Source organism: Actinoplanes sp. CA-142083, from assembly GCF_050942195.1.
GTDB lineage: Bacteria > Actinomycetota > Actinomycetes > Mycobacteriales > Micromonosporaceae > Actinoplanes.
The window spans coordinates 10,165,180-10,189,047 of record NZ_CP192076.1 but is presented as its reverse complement, the minus strand read 5'-3'; the positions used below and the strand labels follow the sequence as shown (position 1 = coordinate 10,189,047).

Below are 23,868 nucleotides of genomic sequence, written 5' to 3'. Positions count from 1 at the left end.
TACATGCCCTCTTCCAGGCTGCCGCGAAACGCGGATTATTTGAGTGAAGTTCACTTCTGGTTATGATCTCCGCTCGCGCCGACGCGGAGGATCTTGCATGTCGCTCGTTACCGTTGTGCCTGAACCGGTCGCTGAGCGGGAGGTCCGCCCGCGGCCGGCCGGCCGGCTCGCCGTGATCGACGGGCTCCGCCTGATGGCGGCGCTGATGGTGGCGCTGTACCACTACGCCGGTTATGCCAGCGGCGTGCACGACGCCTGGGGCGTCGAGTCGTCCACCTTCGGCTGGGTGCACCACGTCGCCGGGTACGGCTTCCTCGGCGTGCAGCTGTTCTTCATCATCAGCGGCTTCGTCATCTGCATGAGCTGCTGGGGGCGTACGCCGAGCGCCTTCCTGCGGTCCCGGATCACCCGCCTGTACCCGGCGTACTGGGGGGCAGTGCTCCTCACGACCGCCGTGCTCACGCTGTGGCCGACGGTGCGCGAGCCGCAGGACGGGAACGTCGTCCTGCTCAATCTCACGATGCTGGAGCATCCGCTGGGCCAGCCCGAGGTCGACGGCGTCTACTGGACGCTCTGGAACGAGGCCCTGTTCTACCTGCTCTTCACCGGACTGGTGTGGCGCGGCCTGACGCTGCGCCGGACCACCCTGTTCTGCTACGGCTGGCTGATCAGCTCGGTCGTGGTGGCCAATTCGGATTCCGATCTGCTCCGGACGATCCTGCAGCCCGACTTCGCGCCGTTCTTCGTCGCCGGCATCACGCTGTACCTGATCCACCGGTTCGGGCCCGACACCCTGCTCTGGGGACTGCTCGGGACGTCGTTCCTGCTCGCGCAGTACTGGACGGTGGGCCGGATGGTATCGGTCAGCAAGAAGGAGCTCGACTTCCAACTGTCGCCGGTGATCGGCATCCTGCTGATCACCGCCTTCTTCGCGGTCATGACCGTGATCGCGCTCGGCTGGACGGCGCGCGTGCGGTGGCGCTGGCTGACCACGGCCGGCCTGCTCACCTATCCGTTCTACCTGCTGCACGAGTGCATCGGCTGGACGTTGATCCACGCGCTGCGCCACTCCGCGCCGCGCCCGGTGGTGTTCCTCGCGACGCTGGTGGCGATGCTGGGCGCGGCGTGGCTCCTGCACCGGCTCGTCGAGCGTCCGGTCGCCCGCGTTCTGCGCCGCAACCTCGACAAGGCCGTCGCCGCGCTGGACCGCCCGGAACGAATGCCGGCGGCTGTGGTCGCCCAGCGGTAGGGGCCCTACGACAGGTACCAGTGGGCCAGCGCGTACGCGGCCGGGGCCATCATCGCGAACGCGCCCAGCGGGCCCTGCATGTGCCGGGCGACCCAGAACGTCGGGGCGTCGCCGGCCAGCCGCCGGCCCGCCTCGCCGAAGTTGACCGCCAGGTCGACCAGGCTCGCCACCACCGCGGCGACCAGGCCGACGATCGCGCCTTTGGCCGGGGTGAACGGCAGCACCAGCACGCTGCCCAGGGCCGCCGAGGCGAGCGTGCCGAGCATCGCGCCCAGCACCACGCCGGTCGCACCCCGCGGCACCTGCAGCGCGATCCGCGGTTTCGGGAAGACGGCGTCGGTCAGCCGGGCGACGAACAGGGCCACCCCCGCGCCGGCGGCGCTGACGATCATCGTCTGGGTGCCGATCGGCTGGCGGGTGAGGATCACCGGGATCGCGTACGCCACGACGCCGAGCACGATCAGCAGGGTCGCGCGCCAGGAATCCTTGACCCGCGCGCGGTCCTCGGCCCGGAACAGCTGACCGACGATCGCCGCCACGAATCCCCCGAGCGCGACAAAGATCAGCGAGGACAGCCCGGCGGGCGTACTCGTGACCGCGAAATAGTCGGCGACCAGCGCGACCACCGCGCAGACGCCGGCCGTCGCAGCCGCCGCCGGCGGGTGCAGGGCCATGATCCAGGCGAGCAGATAGAGCAGCTGCACGCCGAAGAGAACGATCACGTACGGCAGGCGGTTGTCCGGCGCGGAGGTCTGGGCGCCCAGCGCGAGCCCGAGGCCGAGCAGCCCGGCGAAGCCCGCGATCGCCAGCGACAGCTGCCGGCGGACCGGGACGACCTCGATCTCCTCGAACTCCTCCTCGCCGTCCTCCGGCTCGGCGTCCTGGGCGGATTCTTCGTCGGGCACGGCGCCGTAGAAGCCTGTGGGCGGCCGGCCCGGACCCGACCGCGCGATCTCGCGCGAGGCGTCGGCATCCCAGGAGTCGTCCTGCGGCAAAGAGGGGAACACGCCTGCGATGGTGCCAGAATCGCTCGTCGGACCCAATTCCTTGCTGCCAAGCGCTGCCATGTAAAAGGCTTGTTACGACTGGTTTAAAGGGCCACCTTGCGAGCGTTCACTACATCACTCGCACGATCGATCGAGGCGATCGAGCCTCGGTATCGGTTAAGGTAACGCCAGCCCACCCGTCGGTGACGCCGGGAAATCCATCCTCCGGGAGCGGCGGTTTCGACCGTTGCAAACCGGGTCACCCGAGCGGCCCTGTGCGCCGCAAGGACGGAGGTGAGTGTGGAAATCCTTCTGTTGGTGACAGCTCGTGCCGGTGAGCCTTCCGCCGTGCTGCCCGCGCTGGATCTGCTTCCCCACTCCGTACGCACCGCGCCCCGCGACGTCCGCACCCTGGTGTCCGGGCCCAGCCCCGACGCCATCCTGGTGGACGCCCGCTCCGAGCTCTCCGAGGCCCGCGCCACGTGCCGCATGCTGCACGCGACCGGCGTCGGGGTGCCGCTGCTCGCGGTGGTGACCGAGGCGGGCCTGATCGCGCTCAACGCCGACTGGGGCGTCGACGACGTCATCCTGGCCAGCGCCGGCCCCGCCGAGGTCGAGGCCCGGCTGCGCCTGGGCGTCGGCAAGCTCAACAACGCGACCGCCGGGGCCGGCGGCTCGATCCGGGCCGGCGAGCTCAACATCGACCCCGACACGTACGCGGCGAAGCTCAAGGGCCGCCCGCTCGACCTCACGTACAAGGAGTTCGAGCTGCTCAAGTTCCTGGCGCAGCACCCCGGCCGGGTGTTCACCCGCGACCAGCTGCTGCGCGAGGTCTGGGGCTACGACTACTTCGGCGGCACCCGCACGGTCGACGTGCACGTCCGCCGCCTGCGCGCCAAGCTCGGCTCCGAGTACGAGTCGATGATCGGCACGGTGCGCCAGGTGGGCTACAAGTTCGTGCTCCCGCCGAGCGGGCGCCAGCTGCCCGACAACGAGCCGGTCTCGCTGCCGGTATGACAGATGTCCGGTCCTTCGACCGGTTGAGCGACGCAGCGGTGGCCGGCGTTCTGGCGCTGGCCGCCGCCGCGGAGCAGGCCGATGGGGTTTACCCGCTCTCCGAGGACACGGTTTTTCTCGTACGGCAGGGGAGCGGCGCCCAAGTGCTCGCCTACGACGATGGCGCCTTGGTCGGCTATGCCGGCGGGGGTGAGCTCGTGGTCCACCCTTTTTTCCGGCGGCGCGGCGTCGGTACGGCTCTGCTCGGCTCCTTGGGTGAGGGCCCGCTGGCTTTCTGGGCGCATGGCGATTTGCCGGGCGCCGCAGCCTTAGCCGAAAAAACCGGATTTAAGCGTGCCCGGGTCCTTTGGCAGATGCGTCGGTCTCTTACGGACTTTTCCTTCGAAAGCGTGCTTCCGGAGGGTGTGACCCTTCGGCACTTCCGGCCCGGTCACGACGAAGAGGCCTGGCTCGGGGTCAACTCGCGAGCCTTCGCCCACCACCCCGAGCAGGGCCGGTGGACACTCGACGACCTGCGGCTGCGCGAGGCCGCACCGTGGTTCGATCCCGCCGGCTTCCTGCTGGCCGTCGACATCTCGGACAAGTTGCTCGGCTATCACTGGACCAAGGTCCACCCCCCGGCCGGCGACGATCCCGCGCTCGGCGAGATCTACGTGCTCGGCGTCGACCCCGGCGGCCATCGGCGCGGCCTCGGCGTCGCGCTGAGCGTGGCCGGCCTCCGCCATCTCGCGGACACCGGCCTCACCCAGGCCCTGCTCTACGTCGACGAGTCGAACTCCGCCGCCGTGGCGCTCTATCGCAAGCTCGGTTTCGAGATCTACAAGACCGACGTCAACTACCAGCGCGGCTGATCTCCTCCGCGCGGGCGATCACGTCCGTCAGAACGCGCTGGGTCGTCGCCAGGTCGTCCTCGTCCATGGCGTCGTACAGCCGCGCGGTGGTGGCGTTGACCCGCGCGTTGACCTCGGCGAACAACGCCATCCCGGCCGGCGTGATCGAGCCCTCGCACAGCAGCCCGCGCTTGTGCAGGCCCTCCACCAGCTCGGTCGCGCCCGCCGGGTCGAGCCCCAGCTGCCGCTGCCCCGCGAGGAACCCCGCGAGGTCGCCCACCCGGCGCGCGTCCGCCACGCGCAGGGCCACGTACTCGTTGCTCGTCAGCCCGCTGCCCGCGAGCGTCCGGTCCAGCAGGGCACGCACCGCGCCCTGCGCCTCGGCGATGGTCTGTCCGGTCAAGGTAGGCACATTCACTCCAATCCCAGCAGCACTCGAAGAACGTCGGCGAGCTCCTTGGCGCGCGCCCCCTCGGGCCCGCCGATCGGCGCGGTCAATTCGGCCTGCAGCCCGCGGACGACCGGAATCGCCCGCAGGATGACCTCGGTGCCGCGCTCGGTGAGAGCGAGCCCGAGGGCCCGCGGATCGTCCGGGTGACGCGCCCGCGCGAGCAGTCCGGCCTGCTCGAGCTGCCGAGCCACCTTGGAGACGTACATGGGCTCGAACCCGGCCCGCGCGCCGAGCTCCCGCTGACTGGGCGTGATCCCCGCACGCCCCATGCCGTAGAGCGTGGCCATCAGCGAGTACTGAGAGTGCGTCAGCCCGAGCGGCGCCAGCCCCCGATCAACAGCGGCCCGCCACCGATTCGTGACCCGCCACAGCAACGCCCCCACCGTCTCCACGCCTCAAGCTAAACATGGCAACCATAAACATGGCAACCGTCCATTGCCGACCGGGTCGGCACGCTCCTTCAGTACGGCGTCGCTTGGCTCATCGAGCACGTCAAACCCCTGTCCGAGGCGCTCGACTGGCTGGCCGGCGACCCCGCGCAGATAGCCGCCCATGCGACCGCGTGGCGCACCGTCGCCTCGTCGCTGCGCGCGGAGGCCGACCAGCTCACGCGCGCGGTCCGCCTGGAGACGTCGGAGTGGAAGGGCGCAGCCGCCACCGCCTACCGCGACCGGATGTCGCGGCACGATCAGTCCGTGCAGGCATTGGCCCGTGCCGCCGACGTCATGGCCCTCATGACCGAAGGCGCGGGCATGCTCGTCGGCACCGTCCGGCTCATGGTCCGCGATGCCGTCGCCACCGTCGTCTCCCGCCTGATCGTTTACGCCGGCGAGCTCATCGCCTCGGCCGGCCTGGCCACCCCGCACCGAACGTCGATGCCGTCGCCGCCAAGTACGGCGTGGATCTGGCCGGCGTCAACCTGGTGATCGACAAGGTTCGGTGGTGGCGAAGGGCCGGGCCGGAGATCTACGGCATCACGACCCCGGGTGGGCGGATCACCCTGACGGGAGAGCTGGTTGACCGTGGATGACCGAGGGGCAGCGGCGCTGGGAGGCGTGGTTCCAGGCCTTCTCCCGGGTGCATGCGGCGTGGCCCCAACAGGCCGAAGTGCCCTGCCCCGAAGGCGACGGGCGGGTGCGGGTCGGCTACATCGGCAACCCGGAGACCCGGCGCGGCGTCGCCTATGCCTGGTGCGACGTCGGGCGGCATGGCATCTATCTCACCCGTGTCGGGATCCCGCCGGGAGCGCCGATGGCTGCCTACGACGCGTCCGAGGAGGAACAGGACGCGGTCGTGCCGCCCGACATCGAGCTGCTCGATCCCGATCCGGCGGCGCCGGGTGCGGAGGCCGAGCGGGGCTGATCACGGGACGACGGTGACCGGCCATTTGCCGCAGCGGACCAGGCGGATGGCCAAGGAGCCGGCGATGCGGTGGCCGACGCTGGCGGAGGAGCCGACGATCACCGCGTCGGCCCGGGTTTGCTTTGCCACCTCGGAGAGCACGCTCAGTGGGTCGCCCTGCCGGACGATCAGCTCGGTGTCGGCGCCCCACGCGCCGATCTCGGACCGTAGCTGCCGTTCCAGCTCCTCCTGGGCCTCCAGCACCGCGTTCACCGCCATGCCGCTGTGGTCGGCCAGCGTGATCAGCGTGGTGGGTGCGCTGCGGGCGTGGACCGCGATCAGGCGGGTGCGCTGCCGCCGCGCGAGGCCGGCCGCGTAGGCGGCGGCGCGCATCGACGTGGGGGAGCCGTCGACGCCGACGACGATCGCGCCGGGGCCGTCGGTGCCGAGCTCGAAGGAACCCATGGCTGAACCTAAGCCCAGGTGCGGGGTGTGAGCACGTGCACATTCACGTGGTGCGGAGCGGACGATCGCATATCTGTATCGTACAGCTAAAGTGGGAGCCCCTTGCGTCACGGGACGGACAAGCGCCGATCTCAGGGCGATAAACACCCGGGCGACATTTCAGGCATGTCCGACTTCTTTCACCGGGTTAACGGAACGGACAACTCGGGCTCAGTAGAAAGCAAACTTGAGTGGCATACGTGTTCACCGCTCGTTCATTTGCGACCGGTTAACCGGCTACCTGACCCTTTTAGCTTCGGGGTGTGCCGATGAGAGATCGGCATCTGCACCTCACCTTGAAGGGACAATCGTGAAGCTCCAGCGGTCCGGTTACCTCGCCGGCATTGCTTTGACTGCGACGCTCGCGCTCGCCGCCTGCGGCTCGGACAACACCGACGGTGGTTCCGGAAGCACCGGTGCTTCCGCGGCCCCGGGTAGCTGCGGCACCGGCAGCCTGACGGCGCAGGGCTCGACGGCCCAGAAGAACGCCATGGACGAGTGGATCAAGAACTACCAGGCGCAGTGCTCGGGCGCGAAGGTCGACTACCAGGGCACCGGCTCCGGCGCCGGTATCCAGGCCTTCATCTCCGGCACCGCCGACTTCGCCGGTTCCGACTCGGCGCTCAAGGACGACGAGCAGCCCAAGGCCGACGCCAAGTGCGCCAGCGGCCCGGCCCTCAACCTCCCGATGGTGGTCGGCCCGATCGCGGTCGTCTACAACGTCGACGGTGTCGACAACCTGCAGCTCGACGCCTCGACGATCGCCAAGATCTTCGCCGGCACGATCACGAAGTGGGACGACCCGGCGATCGCCGCGCTGAACTCGGGTGCCAAGCTCCCGTCGACGGCGATCCAGGCCGTGCACCGCTCGGACGAGTCGGGCACCACCGACAACTTCACCAAGTACCTGAGCAAGGCCGCCGAGAAGGACTGGACCTTCAGCAACGCCAAGGCGTGGAAGGCCCCGGGCGGCACCGGCGCCAAGGGCTCGGACGGTATCGCCACCCTGGTGAAGAGCACCGCCGGCACGATCAGCTACGTCGAGCTCTCCTTCGCCGAGAACAGCGACCTGAAGAAGGCGAAGATCAAGAACGGCGCCGGTGAGTTCACCGAGCTGACCGGCGACAGCGCCGGCAAGACCATCGAGGGTGCCAAGATCACCGGTACCGGCAACGACCTCAAGATGTCGATCGACTACAACACCACCACCGCCGGTGCGTACCCGATCGTCCTGGTCACCTACGAGATCGCCTGCGAGAAGGGCTCCTCGAAGGCCGCCGACATCAAGGCCTTCCTGAACTACACCTCGAGCACCGGTGGCCAGTCGGCGCTCGGCGAGCTCGGCTACGCCCCGCTGCCCGAGACGGTTCGCGCGAAGGTCGCGACCTCCGTCGCCGCCATCAGCTGACCGGATTCTCCAGAGCGCATAGGTCAATCCCTCCGAGACGACAGCGAGCGAGCAGATGGGTGACAACCCCACCGGCTCGACGAACGCCACCGCCGGCGGCCCGGGTGTGACAGGACGTCACGCCCGGTCCGCCGGCACCGGCGTTTCGCCGAGCAGCTACGAAGAACCCCCAGTCGGCGGCGGGGGCGCCCTGCCGAAGAAGTCCCGCTTCTCCATGGAGACCGGGTTCCGCGGCCTTTCCGTGTCGGCCGGCGCGATGGTACTGGTCATCATCGTGGCCATCGCGATCTTCCTGATCGCGAAAGCCGCACCGGCGCTGCGCGCCAACACGGTCAACTTCTTCTCCTACCAGCAATGGTTCCCGAACGACGCGCAGCCGAAGTTCGGCATCGCGGCCATTGCCTTCGGCACCGTGCTCTCCTCGGTGATCGCGCTGATCGTCGCGGTGCCGATCGCCTTGGGCATCGCGCTGTTCCTCTCGCACTACGCGCCCAAGCGGCTGGCCAACCCGCTCGGGTTCGTGATCGACCTGCTCGCCGCCGTGCCGAGTGTCGTCTTCGGCCTCTGGGGCCGTGACGTCTTCGCCCAGCCGGTGCAGGACTTCTCGGTCTGGCTCAACAAATACTTCAGCTGGATCCCGCTGTTCGGCGGCGACGGCCCGTTCGGCCGCTCGATCCTGCTGGGCTCGCTGGTGCTGGCAATCATGGTGCTGCCGATCGTCACCTCGCTCTCCCGCGAGGTCTTCCAGCAGACCCCGGGGATGAACGAGGAGGCCGCCCTCGCGCTGGGCGCCACCAAGTGGGAGATGATCCGCACCGCCGTCCTGCCGTACGGCAAGCCCGGCGTGATCGCCGCCGTGATGCTCGGGCTCGGCCGCGCGCTCGGCGAGACCATCGCCCTGGCGATGACCCTCGGCACGGTCTTCAACATCTCGTTCAACCTCATCGAGACCGGTGGTAACTCGATCGCCGCGAACATCGCGAACACCTTCGGCGAGGCCAACGACACCGGCCGTGGCGCGCTGATCGCCTCCGGTCTGGTGCTGTTCGCCATCACGCTGGTGGTCAACATGGCGGCCCGCGCGATCATCTACCGCCGCCGCGAGTTCCGGGACGCCGCCGCATGAGCATGACGAAGAGTGACCTCGCCGGCGTCGTGATGACGCCGGACAACATCCGCAGCAAGAAGCTGCCGCTGGCCTTCAACCTCGGCATCGCGGTCGTGGCGTTCGGCCTGGCCGCCGCGATCGTGTACGGGTTCGGCATCGGCGGCTGGGTGCTGGTCGTCGTCCTCGGCTGGATCCTCTACCTGGTCGGCATCCTGGTGGCAGCCAGCCGGATCGAGGGTCGCCGCGCGGCCCGCAACCGGGCCTGGCAGTCGATGATCTACTCGGCTTGCATCCTGGCGATCCTGCCGCTGGCGAGTGTGGTCTGGACGCTGGTCTCCAAGGGCGTCCAGCGGCTCGACGGCGACTTCTTCAACTCGTCGATGAACAACATCGGCGCCCGCGACCCCAACGGCGGCGCGTACCACGCGATCATCGGCACGATCCAGCAGGTCGGCATCGCCACCATCATCGCCGTCCCGCTGGGTGTGCTCGGCGCGATCTACCTGGTCGAGTACGGCCGGGGCCGGTTCGCCAACACGGTCCGCTTCTTCGTGGACGTCATGACCGGTATCCCGTCGATCGTGGCCGGCCTGTTCATCCTGTCGTTCTGGGTGCTGATCGTGAGCCCCTGGTTCAACAACGGTCAGCCGCGCTTCTCCGGCTTCGCCGCCGCGCTGGCGCTGTCCGTGCTGATGCTGCCCACGATCGTCAGATCCACGGAGGAGATGCTGCGGCTCGTGCCCGGCCCGCTGCGGGAGGGCGCGTACGCGCTCGGTGTGCCGCAGTGGAAGACGATCCTCAAGATCGTCGTACCGACCGCGCTGCCCGGCATCGTCACCGGCGTCATGCTCGCCATCGCCCGCGCGGCCGGCGAGACCGCACCGGTCCTGCTGGTCGCCGGCGGCGCCGCCGCGATCAACTTCGACCCGTTCAACGGCAACCAGTCCTCGCTGGCGCTCTACGTGTACCAGCAGGCCGGGGACGCCTCGAAGTACGCACCGGCGCGGGCCTGGACCGCCGCGCTGACCCTGGTCGCGATCGTGCTGATCCTGACGATCGCTGCCAAGATGCTCGCCCGTCGCAACAGTTTGACCCGTTAAGAGGAATCCCATGGCCAAGCGCATCGAGGCGAGCAACGTCACCTCGTACTACGGCTCGTTCAAGGCGATCGACAGTGTGTCGATGACCGTCGAGCCCAAGACCATCACCGCCCTCATCGGCCCGTCCGGTTGCGGCAAGTCCACGTTCCTCCGGTCGATCAACCGGATGCACGAGGTCCTGCCGGGCGCCCGCATCGAAGGCCGGCTCACCATCGACGACCAGAACATCTACGACGCGGACGTGGACGTCACCGCGGTCCGTCGCATGATCGGCATGGTCTTCCAGCGGCCCAACCCGTTCCCGACGATGTCGATCTACGAGAACGTCGTGGCCGGCCTCAAGCTGAACGGCGTCAAGAAGAAGTCCCTGCTGGACGACGCCGCCGAGCAGTCGCTGCGGTCGGCGAACCTCTGGGAAGAGGTCAAGGACCGGCTCGGCCGTCCCGGCGCCGGCCTCTCCGGCGGTCAGCAGCAGCGTCTCTGCATCGCCCGCACCATCGCGGTCGAGCCGCAGGTCGTGCTCATGGACGAGCCCTGCTCGGCGCTCGACCCGATCTCGACGCTGGCGATCGAGGACCTGATGTTCAAGCTGAAGGACCGCTTCACGATCATCATCGTCACGCACAACATGCAGCAGGCCGCCCGGGTCAGCGACAAGACGGGCTTCTTCTCGATCGACAAGACGGGCGACCCCGGCCGCCTGATCGAGTACGACGACACCCAGAAGATCTTCAGCAACCCGACCCAGAAGAAGACCGAGGACTACATCACCGGCCGCTTCGGCTAGGTCGCCTGCGGCAAGATCAGAACGCAGCGAGATCAGGACGGGAGCGCCACGTGCAACACGGCGCTCCCGTCTTCTTTCATTTCCACGCGAGGCATGACGGGGCTTGCGGCGTTGCGGCGGGTCGAGGCCGCGATGACTTCGGCGATTTTCCCGTACGAGCGCAGAGAGTCCACTGTCGACCTCGTGGGTGGGAGCATGGCAAGGCCGTTGGCGGCCTCCGGGCTGATCCACGTGGCTGACTCACTCTCACCGGACACGTCGCGCGCCTTCTGGCCTTCCGGCAGGAGAGCGACGAAGAACCACGTGTCGAAGCGCTTGGGCTCGAACTCGGGCGTGATCCACCGCGCCCACGGCAGCAGCAGGTCGTCGCGCAGCCGCAGTCCCCGGCGGTCGAGCAGCTCGGTCATGGTCAGCTTGCGGGCCGCCAGGTCGGCCCGGTCGGTCTCCCACTCGCCGGAGCTGACGTCGCCGATCACGTGGTTGCCGTCGTCGGTCTCACTCCCGTGGGTGACCACACCGGTCAGCGTGCCGTCGCTGACCGTACGGTCGAGCTCGTCCACCGGCCCGGCCAGCAGCACGCCGGCCTCCTCGAACAGCTCGCGGGCCGCCGCGCCGACGATCGCGTGCGCCTGCTCCTCGGGCACGCCGAGCCGCTCGGCCCAGTCGGCGCGGACTGTCGACGGGCGGTCGGAGGGGTCGACGCCGCCACCCGGGAACGCGTGGAGGTCGCCGAAGACCATCGTGGCCGCGCGCTTCATCACGTACAGCTGGAAGGTTTCGCCCGAAGGGCGCAGAAGGACGACGGTGGCCGCGGGCCGGACGGGCGCCGGATCCCCGCGGAACTCGCGGGCCCGGCGCACCATGGCCTCCGGAATCGGAAAGGTGAGGGCACTGGGGTTCGAGTCGGTCACCCCGTCGATCCTGCCACCAACCGATGCCACGGGAGAGTTACGGTACTGATCATGACCGAACAGAAGGTCCGCTGGGGCATCATCGGCCCCGGCGGGATCGCCGCCCAGTTCGCCAAGGATCTGCCGCTGGTGCCGGGCGCCGAGCTCGCCGCAGTCGGGTCGCGGTCCGCCGGGACCGCCGCCGCGTTCGCCGAGCGCCACGGTTTCGCCCGCTCCCACGGCTCCTACGCCGACCTCGCCGCCGACCCGGGCGTGGACGTCGTCTACGTCGCCACCCCGCACGCGCAGCACCTCGCCGCCGCCCTGCTCTGCGTCGAGGCGGGCAAGGCCGTGCTGGTGGAGAAGCCGATCACGCTCGACCTCGTGTCGGCCGCCCAGCTGGTGGAGGCCGCCCGCGCCAAGAACGTCTTCCTGATGGAAGCCATGTGGATGCGCCTCAACCCGGCCATCCGCAAGATCGTCGAACTGGTCGAGGAGGGCGCGATCGGCTGGGTCAGCGCGATCCACGCCGACTTCGGCCTGCAGGGCCCGTTCGAGCCCGAGCACCGCCTGCGCAACCCCCAGCTGGGCGGGGGCGCGCTGCTCGACCTCGGCGTCTACCCGATCCACCTGGCCCACGTCATCATGGGCAACCCGGTGAGCGTGCAGTCCTGGGCGCACCTGACTCCCGAGGGCGTCGACGAGAACACCGGCGTGCTGCTCGGCTGGGAGCCCGGCGCGGTCGCGGCCCTCACCTGCAGCATCAACGGCGAGAGCCGCAACGCCGCGTCGATCACCGGCACCGATGGCCGCATCGACCTCCCGCCGGGCTTCTTCGTGCCGCGCGAGTTCACCCTGACGAGGGCCGGCAAGGCCCCCGAGACCTTCGAGTTCCCGTTCGAGGGCAGCGGCTACCAGTTCGAGGCGGCCGAGGCGCAGCGCTGCATCCTGGCCGGCGAGCTGGAGAGCCCGCTCATGCCGCACGCCACCACGCTCGAGGTCATGGGCCTGCTCGACGCCATCCGCGAAGAGATCGGCGTGTCCTACTAGGTAGGGCAGGGCTGCCCGCCTCGCTCCCACGTGACCGACAGCCCTGCCCTACAGTGGCTGCATGCCGTCGAGGAAGGTCGGCGGCAAGCCGACGTCGAGCGATGTGGCCGCGGCCGCGGGTGTCTCCCGGTCCGCAGTCTCGTTCGCGTTCAACAACCCGCAGCGCATCTCGGCGGCCACCCGCGAGCGGATCCTCGCGGCGGCCGCCGAGCTCGGTTACACCCCCAACACGCTGGCCCGGATGCTGCAGGCCGGCACCACCAACTCGATCGGCGTGCTGTTGCCGCAGCGGCTGGCCCAGATCCTGGAGAACCCGTACTACGCCCGTTTCCTGATGGGCGTCGGGCAGATCTGCGACCAGGAGGGCTACACGCTGCTGCTCACGCCGCCGCTGCAGGACTCGGTGCTCAAGGCGATCCCGTACGCGGCGGTCGACGGCTTCATCGTGTGCGGTCTGGAGACCGAGGGCGCCGAGGTGGCCGAGCTGGAACGGCACCAGATCCCGTTCGTGCTGATCGACAGCGACCGCTACGAGAACGCCGCCAGCGTCGACGTCGACGACCGCGGCGGCGCGCACGAGGTCACCCGGTACCTGCTGGAGCTGGGTCACCGGCGGCTCGGCGTGCTCTCCATCGACCCCGGCCCCGACGTGGCCACCCGCGGATACCGCGGGCCGCTCGGCCGCCGGATGACCGGCATCGCCGAGGCGCTGGCCGGCGCGGGCCTGAGCATGGCCGACGTGGCGCTGGCCGAGGTGCCGGTGACCCGGGTCGACGGATACCGCGCCACCAAGGGCCTGATGGCCTCCGGAAACCCGCCGACCGCGATTCTCGCGCTTTCCGACATGCTCGCGTACGGCGCCGTCGACGCGCTCCAGGAGCTGGGACTTTCCGTGCCCGATCAGGTGTCGGTGACCGGCTTCGACGACCTGGCCGAGTCGGCCTGGTTCCGCCCCCGGCTCACCACGGTCCGCCAGCCGATCGTCACCAAGGGCCGCAGCGCCGCCTCGTTCCTGATCTCGGCCATCCGCGGCGAGGACCAGCACCCGCATCAGCTGCTCGGTACCACCCTGATCGTCCGAGACTCCGCCGTGAAGCCGTCAAATCGCTGATGTAACACGAGTTAGTAACCTGCTACCGTCTCGTCATGAGCGATCTTCCCCCGGCCTGGTGGCGCGACGCGGTGATCTACCAGATCTATCCGCGCAGCTTCGCCGACGCGAACGGCGACGGCATCGGCGACCTGCCCGGCATCCGCAGCCGCCTGCCCTACCTGCGCGACCTGGGCGTCGACGCGGTCTGGCTGTCCCCCTTCTACCTGTCCCCGCAGGCCGACGCCGGGTACGACGTCGCCGACTACCGCACCGTCGACCCGATCTTCGGAACGGTCGAGGACGCGCGCGGACTGGTCGACGACGCGCATGACGTAGGCGTACGCGTCATCGTTGATCTTGTTCCTAATCACTCCTCCGACCAGCACGTCTGGTTCCAGCAGGCGCTCGCCGAGGGACCCGGCTCGCCGCTGCGCGAGCGGTACCACTTCCGCGACGGGCGCGGCGACCTTCCGCCCAACGACTGGCCGTCCATCTTCGGCGGCCCGGCCTGGACCCAGGTCCCCGACGGGCAGTGGTATCTGCACCTTTTCGCGCCCGAACAGCCCGACTTCAACTGGGACCATCCCGCGGTCGCCGACGAGTTCCGCACGATCCTGCGCTTCTGGCTCGACCTCGGCGTCGACGGCTTCCGCATCGACGTGGCGCACGGCCTGGTCAAGGAGGCCGGCCTGCCCGACATCGGCGCCGACACGTCGTGGCACCTGCTCGACGTCGGCGAGAGCCCGTGCTTCGACCGCCCCGGCGTGCACGAGATCTACCGCGGCTGGCGCCGCATCCTCGACGAGTACCCCGGCGAGCGCATCGCCGTCGCCGAGGCCTGGGCGCCCACACTGGCCCGGGTCGCCGACTACGTGCGCCCCGACGAGCTGCACCAGGCCTTCAACTTCAGCTACATGAGCACCGCGTGGCAGGTCGAGGCCCAGCGCGAGGTGATCGACGCCTCGCTGGCCGCCATGCACGCGGTCGGCGCGCCGACCACCTGGACCCTCTCCAACCACGACGTGGTCCGCCACACCAACCGCCTGATGCAGGAAAACCAGGGCGAGGTGGCCGGCCGCCGCCCCACCGAGGTCGACGCCGAGGCCGGCCTGCGCCGCGCCCGCGCCGCGTCGTTGCTGTTGCTGGCCCTGCCCGGCTCGGCCTACCTGTACCAGGGCGAGGAGCTGGGCCTGCCCGAGGTCGTCGACCTGCCCGCCTCGGTCCGGCAGGACCCGGCCTTCCATCGGGCGGCCGGCCAGGACGGCTACCGCGACGGCTGCCGCGTGCCCATCCCGTGGTCCGGCACGGCGGCGCCGTACGGCTTCGGCCCCGGATCTTCGTGGTTGCCGCAGCCATCGTCGTGGGCATCGCTGAGCGTCGCGGCCCAGGACGGCGTGCCCGGCTCGACGCTGACCATGTATCGGGATGCGCTAGCGCTACGCCGCAAGGTCCTGGCCGCGGGCGACGCGCTGACGTGGCAGGACGCTCCCGGCGGCGTGCTCGCCTTCGAGCGGGGCGCGTCGTTCCGCTGCCTGGTCAACATGGGCGACGGGCCGGTGACCCTGGACGCCCCGGGCGAGCTGCTGATCGCCAGCGGCCCCGTCGCGATAGAGAACGGCATCGCGACGATCCCGCCGGACACGGCGAGTTGGTGGTCGCTCTAGAAACCAGCTGGCGTTTGTGGACAGCGACCAATTTTTGTCGTACCCACCTGCTCTACTCGACCCCGCCCAGTACGGGGCGGGGGCGGTCTGTGGCCCGCCGGGTGATCCCAAAAGCGCGGTCGCCGGTGGCCGGCCGGGCGACTGACATGAGCGAGGCGTGGCGGGTTCGGCCCGTCGCTCTCCGCTGGGTCCCGCGATGTGGCGATCGCTCCCAGTCGGCGGGACCCAGTCCCAGCTGTTGGCACGCTGTCCCGATGAGTGGACGAAGGCGTCCACGGTACGGGACCTTTCGCTTGCCTGCGCCGGACATATCCGTTTATATCAAACGCGAGTTGATCGAGGGCGGCTAACGATGATGAGTACCCGTTAGCGGCAAACCGCAGCTTATCAAGATCGTTTGCGCGACGGCAGCGACGGCAGCGACGGCCCGGCCGGCCAGCGCAGACGGCCGCGACGGCGGCGCCGTCGCAGCGACCGAACACGGGCGGTCGGCGCGAGCGCGAGCGCGGGTCGCCGCGGCGCGGGCTCGGGGAAGAAAGCGCGAGCAGGGAGAAGAAGGCGCGGCACGGAGGGGAAGAAGGCGCGAGCAGGGAGAAGAAGGGCGGGCACGGGAGAAGAAGGCGCGGCACGGAGGGGAAGAAGGGGCGAGCAGGGAAAAGAAGGGCGGGCACGGGAGAAGAAGGCGCGGGCTCGGGGGAAAGGACTCGAGCTCAGGAGAAGAGCGGGCGGGTCGCGAAGTAGAGGAGGGCGGCGATGGCCGCGGCGCCCGGGAAGGTGAGGATCCAGGCGCCGACGATGTTGCCGGCCACGCCCCAGCGGACGGCGGAGAGCTTCTTCGTCGCGCCTACGCCCATGATGGCCGAGGTGATCGTGTGGGTGGTGCTGATCGGAGCGCCCAGGCCGATGCCGAAGGTGAAGAGCAGGGTGCTCGCGACCGTCTCGGCGGCGAAGCCCTCCGGCGGGCCTAGGTCGATGATTTTGCGGCCCAGCGTGCGGATGATGCGCCACCCGCCGGCGTACGTGCCGAGGGCCAGCACCGTCGCCGACGTCCAGTAGGCCCACTGCGGGATGTGGTCGGTCGAGTCCTGGTAGCCGCCGACGTAGAGGGCCAGGACGATCACGCCGATGGTCTTGGCGGCGTCCTGGAGGCCGTGGCCGATGGACATCGCCGCGGCCGAGACGGTCTGTGCGTGGCGGAAGCCGCGGTTGAGCTTGGATGGCCGGCCGGTCCGGAAGATCCACATGATGGCGAGCATGAACAGGAAGCCGGCCACGAAGCCGAGCAGCGGCGAAGTCACCATCGGGATGACGACCTTTTCGACGATCTGGTCCCAGTGCACCGTGTAGCCCGCGACCAGGGCGGCGCCGACCAGGCCGCCGATGAGCGCGTGCGACGAGGACGACGGCAGGCCGAAATACCAGGTGATCAGGTTCCAAACGACGGCCGCGAGCACGGCGGCGAAGACCGCGCCGAGGCCGGACGTCGACTCCGGCACGCTGATGATGCCGCTGACGGTGTTGGCGACGTTGCCGCCGAAGTGGGCGCCGATGAAGTTGCCGGCGGCGGCCATCAGCAGCGCCACCCGCGGCGTGAGGGCGCGGGTGCTGACGCTGGTGGCGATCGCGTTGGCCGCGTCGTGGAAGCCGTTGGTGTAGTCGAACACCATCGCCACCACGATCACCGCGAGGACGGCGATGAGCTCGGCGGACAAGGCCTACGACTCCTTGACCGCGATGGTCTCGACGGTGTTCGCCACGTGCTCGAAGGCGTCGCACGCGGCCTCCAGCTCGTCGGCGACCTCCTTCATCTTGAGCACGGTGAGCGCGTCGTACTCGCCGGAGAAGAGCCGGACCAGCAGCATCCGGTACGCCCGGTCGCCGTCGTTCTCCAGCCGGTTGATCTCGATCCAGTACTCGTCGAGGCCCTTCATCGAGCGCAGCCTCGGCATCGCCTCGGCGGTCACCTTCGACTGCTGGTCGAGCACGTTGATCAGCTCGTGCATCTCGCGCGGCAGCGACGGGAGCTCGGTCAACCCGTACAGGTAGAGGAGGTTGCCGACGGCCTCCAGGTGGTCCATCACGTCGTCGAGCTGAGAGCCGAGCGAGTAGATGTCGGCCCGGTCGAACGGGGTGATGAAGGTGGAGTTGATCTTCTTGTAGAGGTCGTGGGTGATCTGGTCGCTGTCGTGCTCCACATCGGTCAGCCGCTCGGCCACCGATTGCACGTCCACCCCGGGCAGCGCCAGCTCGTTGAGCAGCTCGGTGCCCTTGACCAGATTTTGCGCAGCGCTGGTGAAGAGATCGTAGAAAGCGCCCTCGACGGGGCGGAAGGAGAACTTCACAGCGCGGACCTCGATCGACGGGCTTGGGATGGATCTCCACGCATGCTAGCGGTCCTTCCCAGTTCACCTGGCGTTCGCCTGGCTGGGTGTGCCCCGTGACGCTCTTGGTTACACCGGCTCGTGCCGCCGATCGGGCCGGGGCGCATGCGGCCGTGGCGAGGAACGCCGGACCGCCCGGGTCGGCAGCGGGGTGATCGGCACCCGCCGCGCGACCGGGTGCCGGCGCAGGTGGCGCGCGAGTCCACGCTGGTCACGGTCGGCGATGACGTCGACCCCGGCGGCGCTCAGCTCGGTCCAGATCGCCCGCCGCGCCGGCCGCGAGCCCTCCGGGAGCCCGGCGATGCGCACGGTGCGGCCGTCCTCGTGCGCCTGGCGAACCAGCGCGTGCAGCAGGTGCCGCTCCTCGGCGGAGATCGGCTCGCGGCCGTCCCAGCCGAACCGGCGGCTCCACGGCTCGCTGATCGTGGGGACCAGGGCCGGCGGCGCCGACCTCGAACCGAGGTCGTCGAAGGTGCCGTCGGCGAAGGCGTACCTCTCGCTCTGGGTGGCCAGCAGTTCGCGTACGTCGACGATGCCGCACACCGACACGGTGACCGCGCCCGGCACGAGGGTCTCGCCGTCGCCGTGGCTGAGCAGCCCGGCGTGGTCCCGCAACTGCTGGTCGAGCATCCGGTACGCGCGCAGCAGAGTCTCCGGTTCGCGGATGCCGCCGGTGAACTCGACGACGAGCCGGAACGGCGTCTGCTGCTCGCGGGCGAGCCGCCCGCCACGGCCGGCGATCCGGGCGAAGAGCGGGGTGAGCACGAGCCGCCGCAGCGTACGGCCGGGTTGCGGCCCGCCGGGCCCGAGGAACAACTCGCCGTGAGGCCCGGGGGTGACCGGCACGGTCAGTCCGCCGAGCCCGCGCCGGATCACCTCGGGCAGCGGGTCGATCGACGTGGGCGCGGCGATCGCGTGCCCGGACGCTTGGAAGGGCCGTGGCCGGCGGATCAGGACGGTTCCGGCCGAGACCGCGCCGGCCACTCCGGCGAGGCCGGCGAGACCACCGGCGATAGTCGCACCGTTCACCGTGCACCATCCGATTCGTACGAAATGCGTGTTTACTACTGTGTCACATCCGGTACCCGCGCCCGGGCAATGTCGCGCAGAATTCCCCTCATGCCGTCGCTGACCACCACCGAGTTCGAGGCCGAACGGCCGCACCTGCTGGCCGTCGCGTACCGGATGCTCGGCAGCCGGGCCGAGGCGGAGGACGCGGTGCAGGAGGCGTGGCTGCGCTTCGAGAAGGCGCGCGAGCGCGGCGAGATCCACGACCTGCGCGGCTGGCTCACCACGGTCACCGGGCGCATCTGCCTAGACGTGCTCAAGTCGGCCCGGGTGAGCCGCGAGGCCTATCCGGGGCAGTGGCTTCCGTCGTACGTGGTGGAACCCGACGCCGGACCCGACGCCCGCGCCGAGATGAGTGACCAGGTCGGCCTCGCGCTGCTGGTCGTCATGGAGAAGCTGACGCCGGAGCAGCGCGTGGCGCTGGTTCTGCACGACGCGTTCGCCATGCCCTTCGAGGACGTGGCGACGGTCCTCGGCACCACCGAGACGGCCGCGCGGCAGCACGCCTCCCGCGGCCGCCGGGCCGTCGCGCAGGACGGCGTGCGGCACACCGCCGACCTCGCCGAGCAGCGCCGCGTGCTCGGCGCCTTCCTCGAGGCGGCCAACGGTGGCGACCTGCAGGCGCTGGCGGCCCTGCTGGCTCCCGACGTCGTGGCGATCGGCGACGGCGGCGGCCTGGTGCCCGGCGTCGGCACCCGCCCGGTCCTCGGCGCCGACAAGGTGGCCCGCTTCTACCTCGGCATCATCGCCGGCCTGGGCGAGGTCGAGATCGAGACGGTGCTCGTCAACGGCTCACTGGGCCTGATGGCGCGCGGCCATCTCGCGAACGGGCGGCCGCTGCACTCGGTGCTGTCGGTGGCCATCGACGACGGGCGGATCACCGGTTTCTTCAACCAGCTCAACCCGAACAAACTGGAGCTACGCGACCTGGGTTAGGTATTTGTGGTACTGCGAGGCGAAGGGCTCGCTGCCGTCGCCGAGCGCGCCCATCAGCTTGCTGGCCGCCGCGCGGGCCTCGTCGACCAGATAGTCGGGATAGCCGAACTGCACCCGGTGCTCGTCGAACTCATCCTCGTCGCGCAGCTCGACCACGCCGGTCTCGCGCCGGCGCACCACGTCGAGGTCGAGGTCGATGATGTGCACCGTGTCGCCCTCCCACCGGGCCGGCGTGGTGATGTCGCAATACACCTCGCTGGTGCGCGGGGGCGGGTTGAACATGCCGGTCCACCACGCGTGATGCGGGATCAGCAGGACGAACGGGATCTGCTCCACCGACGGCCGGCCGTGGTAGACCGACGGCGTCCCGCGCGTCACACCGACCCAGACGCCCAGGTCGTCGGAGTCGAAGCGGCGCGCCGGATAGTCCCGGTGGGCCGAGCCGTCGTACTTCGTGTAGACGACCCGGACCATGTCGTGCGGCATGCGAGAACACTAACGGTGGTCGGCTTCTGTCGGTGGTGGCGGGTACCTTCTGTGCGTGCCCGCAGCAACCCGCAAGAAGGCTCTGTCCCCCGGAGAAAACCCGAAAAAGGCGGTTGGAGCCGACCAACTCCTCGCCGCCGCCGTCGGCGCGGTTCCCGGCGGGGCCGCCCGGCCCGGCCAGCAGGCCATGGCCACCGCCATCGACAAGGCCGTGCGCGACCGTGAGCATCTGCTGGTCCAGGCCGGCACGGGCACCGGCAAGTCCTTGGCGTACCTGACGCCCGCCCTCCTCGTCGACGGCCCGGTCGTGGTCTCCACCGCCACGCTCGCGTTGCAAAATCAGCTCGTCGAGCACGACCTGCCCCGCCTGGCCGAGGCGGTCGAGCCGGTCCTCGGCCGCCGCCCGACGTACGCGGTGCTCAAGGGCCGCCACCACTACCTCTGCATGGCCAAGATGGAGCACGCCGACGAGGACGAGCCCACCGACACGCTCTTCGACGACGCCCCGCCGAAAACGCAGTGGCTCGGCGAGGCCGGCAAGCTCGGCAAGCAGATCCAGCGGCTGCGCGCCTGGTCGGAGAAGACGGCGACCGGCGACCGCGACGAGCTCGACCCCGGCGTCGACGACACCGCCTGGCGCCAGGTGTCGATGCCGGCCCGCGACTGCGTCGGCGCGGCCAAGTGCCCGTACGGCGCCGAGTGCTTCGCCGAGGCCTCCCGGGTGCGGGCCCGCGAGGCCGACGTGGTGGTCACCAACCACAGCCTGCTCGCCGTCGACATGCTCGCCGACCGGCACATCGTGCCGCCGCACAAGCTGCTGATCATCGACGAGGCGCACGAGCTGGCCGACCGGGTCTCGTCGGCGTCGCAGGCCGAGCTGACCCCCGACGCGATCGAGCGCTCGGCCCGGCGCGCCGGCAAGCTCATCCCGCAGGCCGCCTCCGACGCGCTGGCCGAGGCCGCCGACGCGCTGACGGTCGGGCTCGCCGACGTGCCGGCCGGCCGTCTCACCACCGGCCTGCCGCCGGCGCTGCACCAGGCGGTCACCCTGCTCGAGTCGGCCACGCGCGCCGGGCTCAGCGCGATCGGCGACATCAAGAGCGACGATCCCGATCCCGTACGGAAACAGCAGGCCAAAGCTTCCATCGGCGACCTGTCCGACACCGCCCAGCGGCTGCTGGAGGAGTCCGACTTCGACGTGGCCTGGGTCGAGAAGTCCGACATGGGCAGCGGCCGCCGTGCGCTGGTGGTAGCGCCGCTCTCGGTGGCCGGCACGCTCTCCAACGGGCTCTACACCGACCGCACGGTCGTCGCCACCTCGGCCACGCTCACCCTGGGCGGCCGGTTCGACACCGTGGCCCGCTCATTGGGGTTGCCGGTCGCCGCGCCCACCGTGCCGTCGGCTCGCGGCGCGGTGGCCGAGACGGCCGCTCCCGGGGCGCTCACGCCCGAGGCCCCCACGGCTTCCGGCGACGGCTGGACGTCGCTCGACGTCGGCTCGCCCTTCGACTATCCCAAGCAGGGCATCCTGTACGTGGCCGCGCACCTGCCCCGCCCCGCGGCCTCCGGCCTGCCCGACGCCGCCGGCGAGGAGCTGCTGAGACTGGTCTCCGCCCTGGGCGGCGCCACCCTCGGCCTGTTCTCGTCCCGGCGCGCCGCGACCCAGGCCGCCGAGCTGCTGCGCGCCCGCACCGACCTGCCGATCCTGCTGCAGGGCGAGGAGGCGCTGCCGCTGCTGGTCCGCAAGTTCCGGGAAGACCGGCCGAGCTGCCTGTTCGGCGTCATGTCCCTGTGGCAGGGCGTCGACGTCCCCGGCGACTCCTGCCAGCTGGTCGTCATCGACCGCCTCCCGTTCCCCCGCCCCGACGAGCCCCTGGCGGCGGCCCGCTCCGCCGCCGTCGACTCGGCCGGCGGCTCCGGCTTCGCCTCGGTGAGCGTCCCGATCGCCGCGATCCGCCTGGCCCAGGGCGTGGGTCGCCTGATCCGCTCGACCGGCGACAAGGGCGTGGTCGCTGTCCTCGACTCCCGCTTGGAGACGGCCCGCGGCTACGGCGCCTTCCTGCGCAAGTCACTGCCACCGTTCTGGTACACGACCCGCCCCGACGTGGCCGTCGGCGCCCTCCAGCGCCTCGCCAAGAGCTGATGGCTGCCGTGATGGGACCGCAGCTCAGTTCGGCGCCGCCGCCCCCGCCGGTGGCCGAGGAGCCGAAAAGGCGGCGGTGGTGGATGCTCGGGACCGTCGCGGGCTGGATCGTGGTGCTGGCGGTTCTGGCCACCTGGTCGGTGTGGCACTCGCCGGCGACAGTGCCGGAGCAGCGGGACATCGGCGATGCCGTGACCGAGCTGCAGCGGGCCGCGGGGGTGGTCTACTCGGCGGCCGGCAAGGGCGGGGAGGTCGTGGTGCTCGGCGATCTCGATCTGATCGGGGACTGCCGGATCACGCCGGTGCGGCATGGGTATGTGGCGGCCCGCGATCTCACGCTCTATGTGCGGCCGGGGGAGGCCGAGGCGGCGCTCGAGGGGATCGCCGACGCGCTGCCGGCTGCCTATCAGGCGGGGGTCGCGCTCACCCGGGGTGGGACGAGGGTCGCCTTCCACGCCGACGCGGGAAACTTCATCGGGATCGACGCGGCTTCCGACGCCGAGACCAAGGTGCTCACGCTGCGACTGACCAGCGGGTGTCGGCCGGGGCCGGTGGAGGGTGTCGACAAAAGCGATCCGGCGGCCACCGCGCCGGCCGAGTTGAAGACCGTCCTCAGCGCGCTGGGCGGCACGGGGACGCCGGAGGCGCGAGCCATCGGCTGTCCCGGGGGCGGGGTGGCGGGGAGCTACACCGTGGAGGTTCCGGAGGCCAACGATTGGCAGGCGCGCATGCGAGCGGCCGCCGCGGGCGCGGAGATCTTGCGGTCGGACGAGGGCGGGTGGGCGTACCGGAAAGGCTCTGAATCTGTTGTTGTCGTCGCCGACGGGAAGACCTTGCGGGTCAGCGTGAGCGGCGACTGTCAGTAGACCAGGGCCTGCGCGCCCTCGGTGGTGACCTCCTCGACGAAGACCGCGGCGCCGGCGATGCGGATGCCGGGGACCACGTCGGCGGGGGTGATCTCGCGGCGGGCGGCGCACTGCGTGCAGGCGGTCACCTTGCCGCTGGCCAGCAGCAGGTCCAGCAGGTCGGGCAGGGGCGCGGCGTGCGGGAGCTCGAACTCGGCGGCCCGGCCGGGCAGGGCGAACCAGGTCGACTCGCCGGTCAGCCAGAAACTGACGTCCACCCCGGACGCGGCGGCCGTCGACGCGACCGTGAAAGCCTGCGAGCAGCGCTCGGGAGCGTCCGCGCCGGCGGTTGCCTTGACGACCAGCAAACGTGCCATGGGCGCCAGCATAGGATGGGCCGGTCATGGTTACCGAGATCGGGTTCGTGAGCCTGCTGGTCGCCGGTTTGGGCGCGCTGGCGGGCGGCTTCGGCTATCTGGCCATTCGGATTTCGAGGGGGCGTTGGTGAGCGGCGAGTCGGACAATCCCCTG

General features: G+C 70.2%; 26 protein-coding genes and 1 pseudogene. 17 read left to right on the top strand and 10 right to left on the bottom strand.

Features of this window, described 5'->3' with window-relative positions; translation table 11 throughout:
* Positions 1–97: 97 nt before the first annotated feature.
* Positions 98–1,249, top strand: coding sequence for an acyltransferase family protein (locus ACQPZX_RS47190; protein WP_433371288.1), 1,152 nt, complete (start codon positions 98–100; stop codon positions 1,247–1,249).
* Positions 1,250–1,254: 5 nt separating this feature from the next.
* Here the strand turns inward: ACQPZX_RS47190 and ACQPZX_RS47185 are convergent, their stop codons facing one another.
* Positions 1,255–2,256: a hypothetical protein gene (locus ACQPZX_RS47185; RefSeq protein ID WP_433371286.1), complete on the bottom strand. Its 1,002-nt coding sequence runs from the start codon at positions 2,254–2,256 to the stop codon at positions 1,255–1,257.
* A gap of 279 nt (positions 2,257–2,535) precedes the next feature.
* Here ACQPZX_RS47185 and ACQPZX_RS47180 point away from each other — a divergent pair, with 279 nt between their 5' ends.
* A complete protein-coding gene (locus ACQPZX_RS47180) occupies positions 2,536–3,252 on the top strand; it encodes a winged helix-turn-helix transcriptional regulator (protein WP_433371284.1) in 717 nt (238 codons plus the stop codon).
* Positions 3,249–4,103: a mycothiol synthase gene (gene mshD, locus ACQPZX_RS47175; RefSeq protein WP_433371281.1), complete on the top strand. Its 855-nt coding sequence runs from the start codon at positions 3,249–3,251 to the stop codon at positions 4,101–4,103. Before ACQPZX_RS47180 ends, mshD begins: the two co-directional genes overlap by 4 nt.
* On the opposite strand, the gene ACQPZX_RS47170 is transcribed toward mshD, so the two are convergent.
* Positions 4,084–4,485 carry a MarR family winged helix-turn-helix transcriptional regulator gene (locus ACQPZX_RS47170; RefSeq protein WP_433371278.1) on the bottom strand — a complete coding sequence of 134 codons (402 nt, stop codon included), beginning with the start codon at positions 4,483–4,485 and terminating at the stop codon, positions 4,084–4,086. The two genes, mshD and ACQPZX_RS47170, sit on opposite strands and share 20 nt — an antisense overlap.
* A gap of 11 nt (positions 4,486–4,496) precedes the next feature.
* A complete protein-coding gene (locus tag ACQPZX_RS47165) occupies positions 4,497–4,925 on the bottom strand; it encodes a MarR family winged helix-turn-helix transcriptional regulator (RefSeq protein WP_433371275.1) in 429 nt (142 codons plus the stop codon).
* Between the two features lie 42 nt (positions 4,926–4,967).
* Here ACQPZX_RS47165 and ACQPZX_RS47160 point away from each other — a divergent pair.
* The 3 genes and pseudogenes from ACQPZX_RS47160 to ACQPZX_RS47150 all read left to right on the top strand — a co-directional run.
* Positions 4,968–5,204: pseudogene (locus tag ACQPZX_RS47160) on the top strand (WXG100 family type VII secretion target); the annotation flags it as partial.
* Between the two features lie 24 nt (positions 5,205–5,228).
* Positions 5,229–5,459: a hypothetical protein gene (locus ACQPZX_RS47155; protein WP_433371273.1), complete on the top strand. Its 231-nt coding sequence runs from the start codon at positions 5,229–5,231 to the stop codon at positions 5,457–5,459.
* 100 nt (positions 5,460–5,559) lie between these two features.
* Positions 5,560–5,895 (top strand): hypothetical protein, encoded by a 336-nt coding sequence (locus tag ACQPZX_RS47150; RefSeq protein WP_433371270.1) that lies wholly within the window; start codon positions 5,560–5,562, stop codon positions 5,893–5,895.
* Here the strand turns inward: ACQPZX_RS47150 and ACQPZX_RS47145 are convergent, their stop codons facing one another.
* Complete coding sequence (locus ACQPZX_RS47145; RefSeq protein WP_433371267.1) at positions 5,896–6,339, bottom strand: universal stress protein; 444 nt, start codon at positions 6,337–6,339, stop codon at positions 5,896–5,898. It lies immediately after the preceding gene.
* A 349-nt stretch (positions 6,340–6,688) separates the two neighbouring features.
* Between ACQPZX_RS47145 and pstS the strand changes: the two genes are divergently transcribed.
* Genes pstS through pstB form a run of 4 tightly spaced genes read left to right on the top strand, consistent with a single transcriptional unit; the run spans position 6,689 to position 10,781 of the window.
* Complete coding sequence (gene pstS, locus ACQPZX_RS47140) at positions 6,689–7,786, top strand: phosphate ABC transporter substrate-binding protein PstS (protein ID WP_433371265.1); 1,098 nt, start codon at positions 6,689–6,691, stop codon at positions 7,784–7,786.
* A gap of 55 nt (positions 7,787–7,841) precedes the next feature.
* The gene (gene pstC, locus ACQPZX_RS47135; protein ID WP_433371262.1) at positions 7,842–8,912 is read left to right on the top strand and encodes a phosphate ABC transporter permease subunit PstC; all 1,071 of its coding nucleotides are present in this window, start codon (positions 7,842–7,844) and stop codon (positions 8,910–8,912) included.
* 32 nt (positions 8,913–8,944) lie between these two features.
* Positions 8,945–9,994: a phosphate ABC transporter permease PstA gene (pstA, locus tag ACQPZX_RS47130; protein WP_433385930.1), complete on the top strand. Its 1,050-nt coding sequence runs from the start codon at positions 8,945–8,947 to the stop codon at positions 9,992–9,994.
* Between the two features lie 10 nt (positions 9,995–10,004).
* The gene (gene pstB / locus ACQPZX_RS47125; RefSeq protein WP_433371259.1) at positions 10,005–10,781 is read left to right on the top strand and encodes a phosphate ABC transporter ATP-binding protein PstB; all 777 of its coding nucleotides are present in this window, start codon (positions 10,005–10,007) and stop codon (positions 10,779–10,781) included.
* A 32-nt stretch (positions 10,782–10,813) separates the two neighbouring features.
* Here pstB and ACQPZX_RS47120 read toward each other — a convergent pair whose 3' ends face one another.
* The gene (locus ACQPZX_RS47120; protein WP_433385927.1) at positions 10,814–11,644 is read right to left on the bottom strand and encodes an NUDIX hydrolase; all 831 of its coding nucleotides are present in this window, start codon (positions 11,642–11,644) and stop codon (positions 10,814–10,816) included.
* A 99-nt stretch (positions 11,645–11,743) separates the two neighbouring features.
* Between ACQPZX_RS47120 and ACQPZX_RS47115 the strand changes: the two genes are divergently transcribed.
* The 3 genes from ACQPZX_RS47115 to ACQPZX_RS47105 all read left to right on the top strand — a co-directional run bounded on the left by ACQPZX_RS47115 (position 11,744) and on the right by ACQPZX_RS47105 (position 15,478).
* Entirely contained in the window at positions 11,744–12,721 is a 978-nt protein-coding gene (locus ACQPZX_RS47115) for a Gfo/Idh/MocA family protein (protein WP_433371257.1), read from the top strand.
* 61 nt (positions 12,722–12,782) lie between these two features.
* Entirely contained in the window at positions 12,783–13,832 is a 1,050-nt protein-coding gene (locus ACQPZX_RS47110) for a LacI family DNA-binding transcriptional regulator (RefSeq protein WP_433371254.1), read from the top strand.
* 35 nt (positions 13,833–13,867) lie between these two features.
* The gene (locus tag ACQPZX_RS47105) at positions 13,868–15,478 is read left to right on the top strand and encodes a glycoside hydrolase family 13 protein (protein ID WP_433371251.1); all 1,611 of its coding nucleotides are present in this window, start codon (positions 13,868–13,870) and stop codon (positions 15,476–15,478) included.
* Between the two features lie 710 nt (positions 15,479–16,188).
* Here the strand turns inward: ACQPZX_RS47105 and ACQPZX_RS47100 are convergent.
* From ACQPZX_RS47100 to ACQPZX_RS47090, 3 genes are all read right to left on the bottom strand, one after another.
* Positions 16,189–17,190, bottom strand: a complete 1,002-nt coding sequence (locus tag ACQPZX_RS47100; protein ID WP_433371248.1) for an anion permease — start codon at positions 17,188–17,190, stop codon at positions 16,189–16,191.
* A gap of 3 nt (positions 17,191–17,193) precedes the next feature.
* Entirely contained in the window at positions 17,194–17,820 is a 627-nt protein-coding gene (locus tag ACQPZX_RS47095) for a DUF47 domain-containing protein (RefSeq protein WP_433371245.1), read from the bottom strand.
* A gap of 108 nt (positions 17,821–17,928) precedes the next feature.
* Positions 17,929–18,888, bottom strand: a complete 960-nt coding sequence (locus ACQPZX_RS47090) for a hypothetical protein (RefSeq protein WP_433371242.1) — start codon at positions 18,886–18,888, stop codon at positions 17,929–17,931.
* A gap of 90 nt (positions 18,889–18,978) precedes the next feature.
* Here ACQPZX_RS47090 and sigJ point away from each other — a divergent pair, with 90 nt between their 5' ends.
* Positions 18,979–19,863, top strand: coding sequence for an RNA polymerase sigma factor SigJ (gene sigJ, locus ACQPZX_RS47085; protein ID WP_433371240.1), 885 nt, complete (start codon positions 18,979–18,981; stop codon positions 19,861–19,863).
* Here the strand turns inward: sigJ and ACQPZX_RS47080 are convergent.
* Entirely contained in the window at positions 19,846–20,349 is a 504-nt protein-coding gene (locus ACQPZX_RS47080; protein ID WP_433371237.1) for a DUF402 domain-containing protein, read from the bottom strand. The genes sigJ and ACQPZX_RS47080 overlap by 18 nt on opposite strands.
* 82 nt (positions 20,350–20,431) lie before the next feature.
* On the opposite strand from ACQPZX_RS47080, the gene ACQPZX_RS47075 reads away from it, so the two are divergent.
* Together ACQPZX_RS47075 and ACQPZX_RS47070 are read left to right on the top strand one after the other, a co-directional pair.
* On the top strand, positions 20,432–22,492 hold the full coding sequence (locus ACQPZX_RS47075) for an ATP-dependent DNA helicase (RefSeq protein ID WP_433385924.1): 2,061 nt from the start codon (positions 20,432–20,434) through the stop codon (positions 22,490–22,492).
* Positions 22,493–22,503: 11 nt separating this feature from the next.
* Positions 22,504–23,358 (top strand): hypothetical protein, encoded by an 855-nt coding sequence (locus tag ACQPZX_RS47070; protein WP_433371234.1) that lies wholly within the window; start codon positions 22,504–22,506, stop codon positions 23,356–23,358.
* Here the strand turns inward: ACQPZX_RS47070 and ACQPZX_RS47065 are convergent.
* Positions 23,352–23,726, bottom strand: a complete 375-nt coding sequence (locus ACQPZX_RS47065) for a DsrE family protein (protein WP_433371231.1) — start codon at positions 23,724–23,726, stop codon at positions 23,352–23,354. The two genes, ACQPZX_RS47070 and ACQPZX_RS47065, sit on opposite strands and share 7 nt — an antisense overlap.
* Before the next feature lie 14 nt (positions 23,727–23,740).
* Between ACQPZX_RS47065 and mtfM the strand changes: the two genes are divergently transcribed.
* A complete protein-coding gene (gene mtfM, locus ACQPZX_RS47060) occupies positions 23,741–23,845 on the top strand; it encodes a small membrane protein MtfM (protein ID WP_020513070.1) in 105 nt (34 codons plus the stop codon).
* The last annotated feature ends 23 nt before the right edge of the window (positions 23,846–23,868 follow it).

Bases quoted from the DNA above. Each gene is read 5' to 3' on its own strand.
- ACQPZX_RS47190 (WP_433371288.1), top strand. From the start codon at position 98: ATGTCGCTCGTTACCGTTGTGCCTGAACCGGTCGCTGAGCGGGAGGTC.
- mshD (WP_433371281.1), top strand. From the start codon at position 3,249: ATGACAGATGTCCGGTCCTTCGACCGGTTGAGCGACGCAGCGGTGGCC.
- ACQPZX_RS47150 (WP_433371270.1), top strand. From the start codon at position 5,560: ATGACCGAGGGGCAGCGGCGCTGGGAGGCGTGGTTCCAGGCCTTCTCC.
- ACQPZX_RS47145 (WP_433371267.1), bottom strand. From the start codon at position 6,339: ATGGGTTCCTTCGAGCTCGGCACCGACGGCCCCGGCGCGATCGTCGTC.
- pstC (WP_433371262.1), top strand. From the start codon at position 7,842: ATGGGTGACAACCCCACCGGCTCGACGAACGCCACCGCCGGCGGCCCG.
- pstA (WP_433385930.1), top strand. From the start codon at position 8,945: ATGACGCCGGACAACATCCGCAGCAAGAAGCTGCCGCTGGCCTTCAAC.
- pstB (WP_433371259.1), top strand. From the start codon at position 10,005: ATGGCCAAGCGCATCGAGGCGAGCAACGTCACCTCGTACTACGGCTCG.
- ACQPZX_RS47120 (WP_433385927.1), bottom strand. From the start codon at position 11,644: ATGGTGCGCCGGGCCCGCGAGTTCCGCGGGGATCCGGCGCCCGTCCGG.
- ACQPZX_RS47115 (WP_433371257.1), top strand. From the start codon at position 11,744: ATGACCGAACAGAAGGTCCGCTGGGGCATCATCGGCCCCGGCGGGATC.
- ACQPZX_RS47110 (WP_433371254.1), top strand. From the start codon at position 12,783: ATGCCGTCGAGGAAGGTCGGCGGCAAGCCGACGTCGAGCGATGTGGCC.
- ACQPZX_RS47105 (WP_433371251.1), top strand. From the start codon at position 13,868: ATGAGCGATCTTCCCCCGGCCTGGTGGCGCGACGCGGTGATCTACCAG.
- sigJ (WP_433371240.1), top strand. From the start codon at position 18,979: ATGCCGTCGCTGACCACCACCGAGTTCGAGGCCGAACGGCCGCACCTG.
- ACQPZX_RS47080 (WP_433371237.1), bottom strand. From the start codon at position 20,349: ATGCCGCACGACATGGTCCGGGTCGTCTACACGAAGTACGACGGCTCG.
- ACQPZX_RS47070 (WP_433371234.1), top strand. From the start codon at position 22,504: ATGGGACCGCAGCTCAGTTCGGCGCCGCCGCCCCCGCCGGTGGCCGAG.
- ACQPZX_RS47065 (WP_433371231.1), bottom strand. From the start codon at position 23,726: ATGCTGGCGCCCATGGCACGTTTGCTGGTCGTCAAGGCAACCGCCGGC.
- mtfM (WP_020513070.1), top strand. From the start codon at position 23,741: ATGGTTACCGAGATCGGGTTCGTGAGCCTGCTGGTCGCCGGTTTGGGC.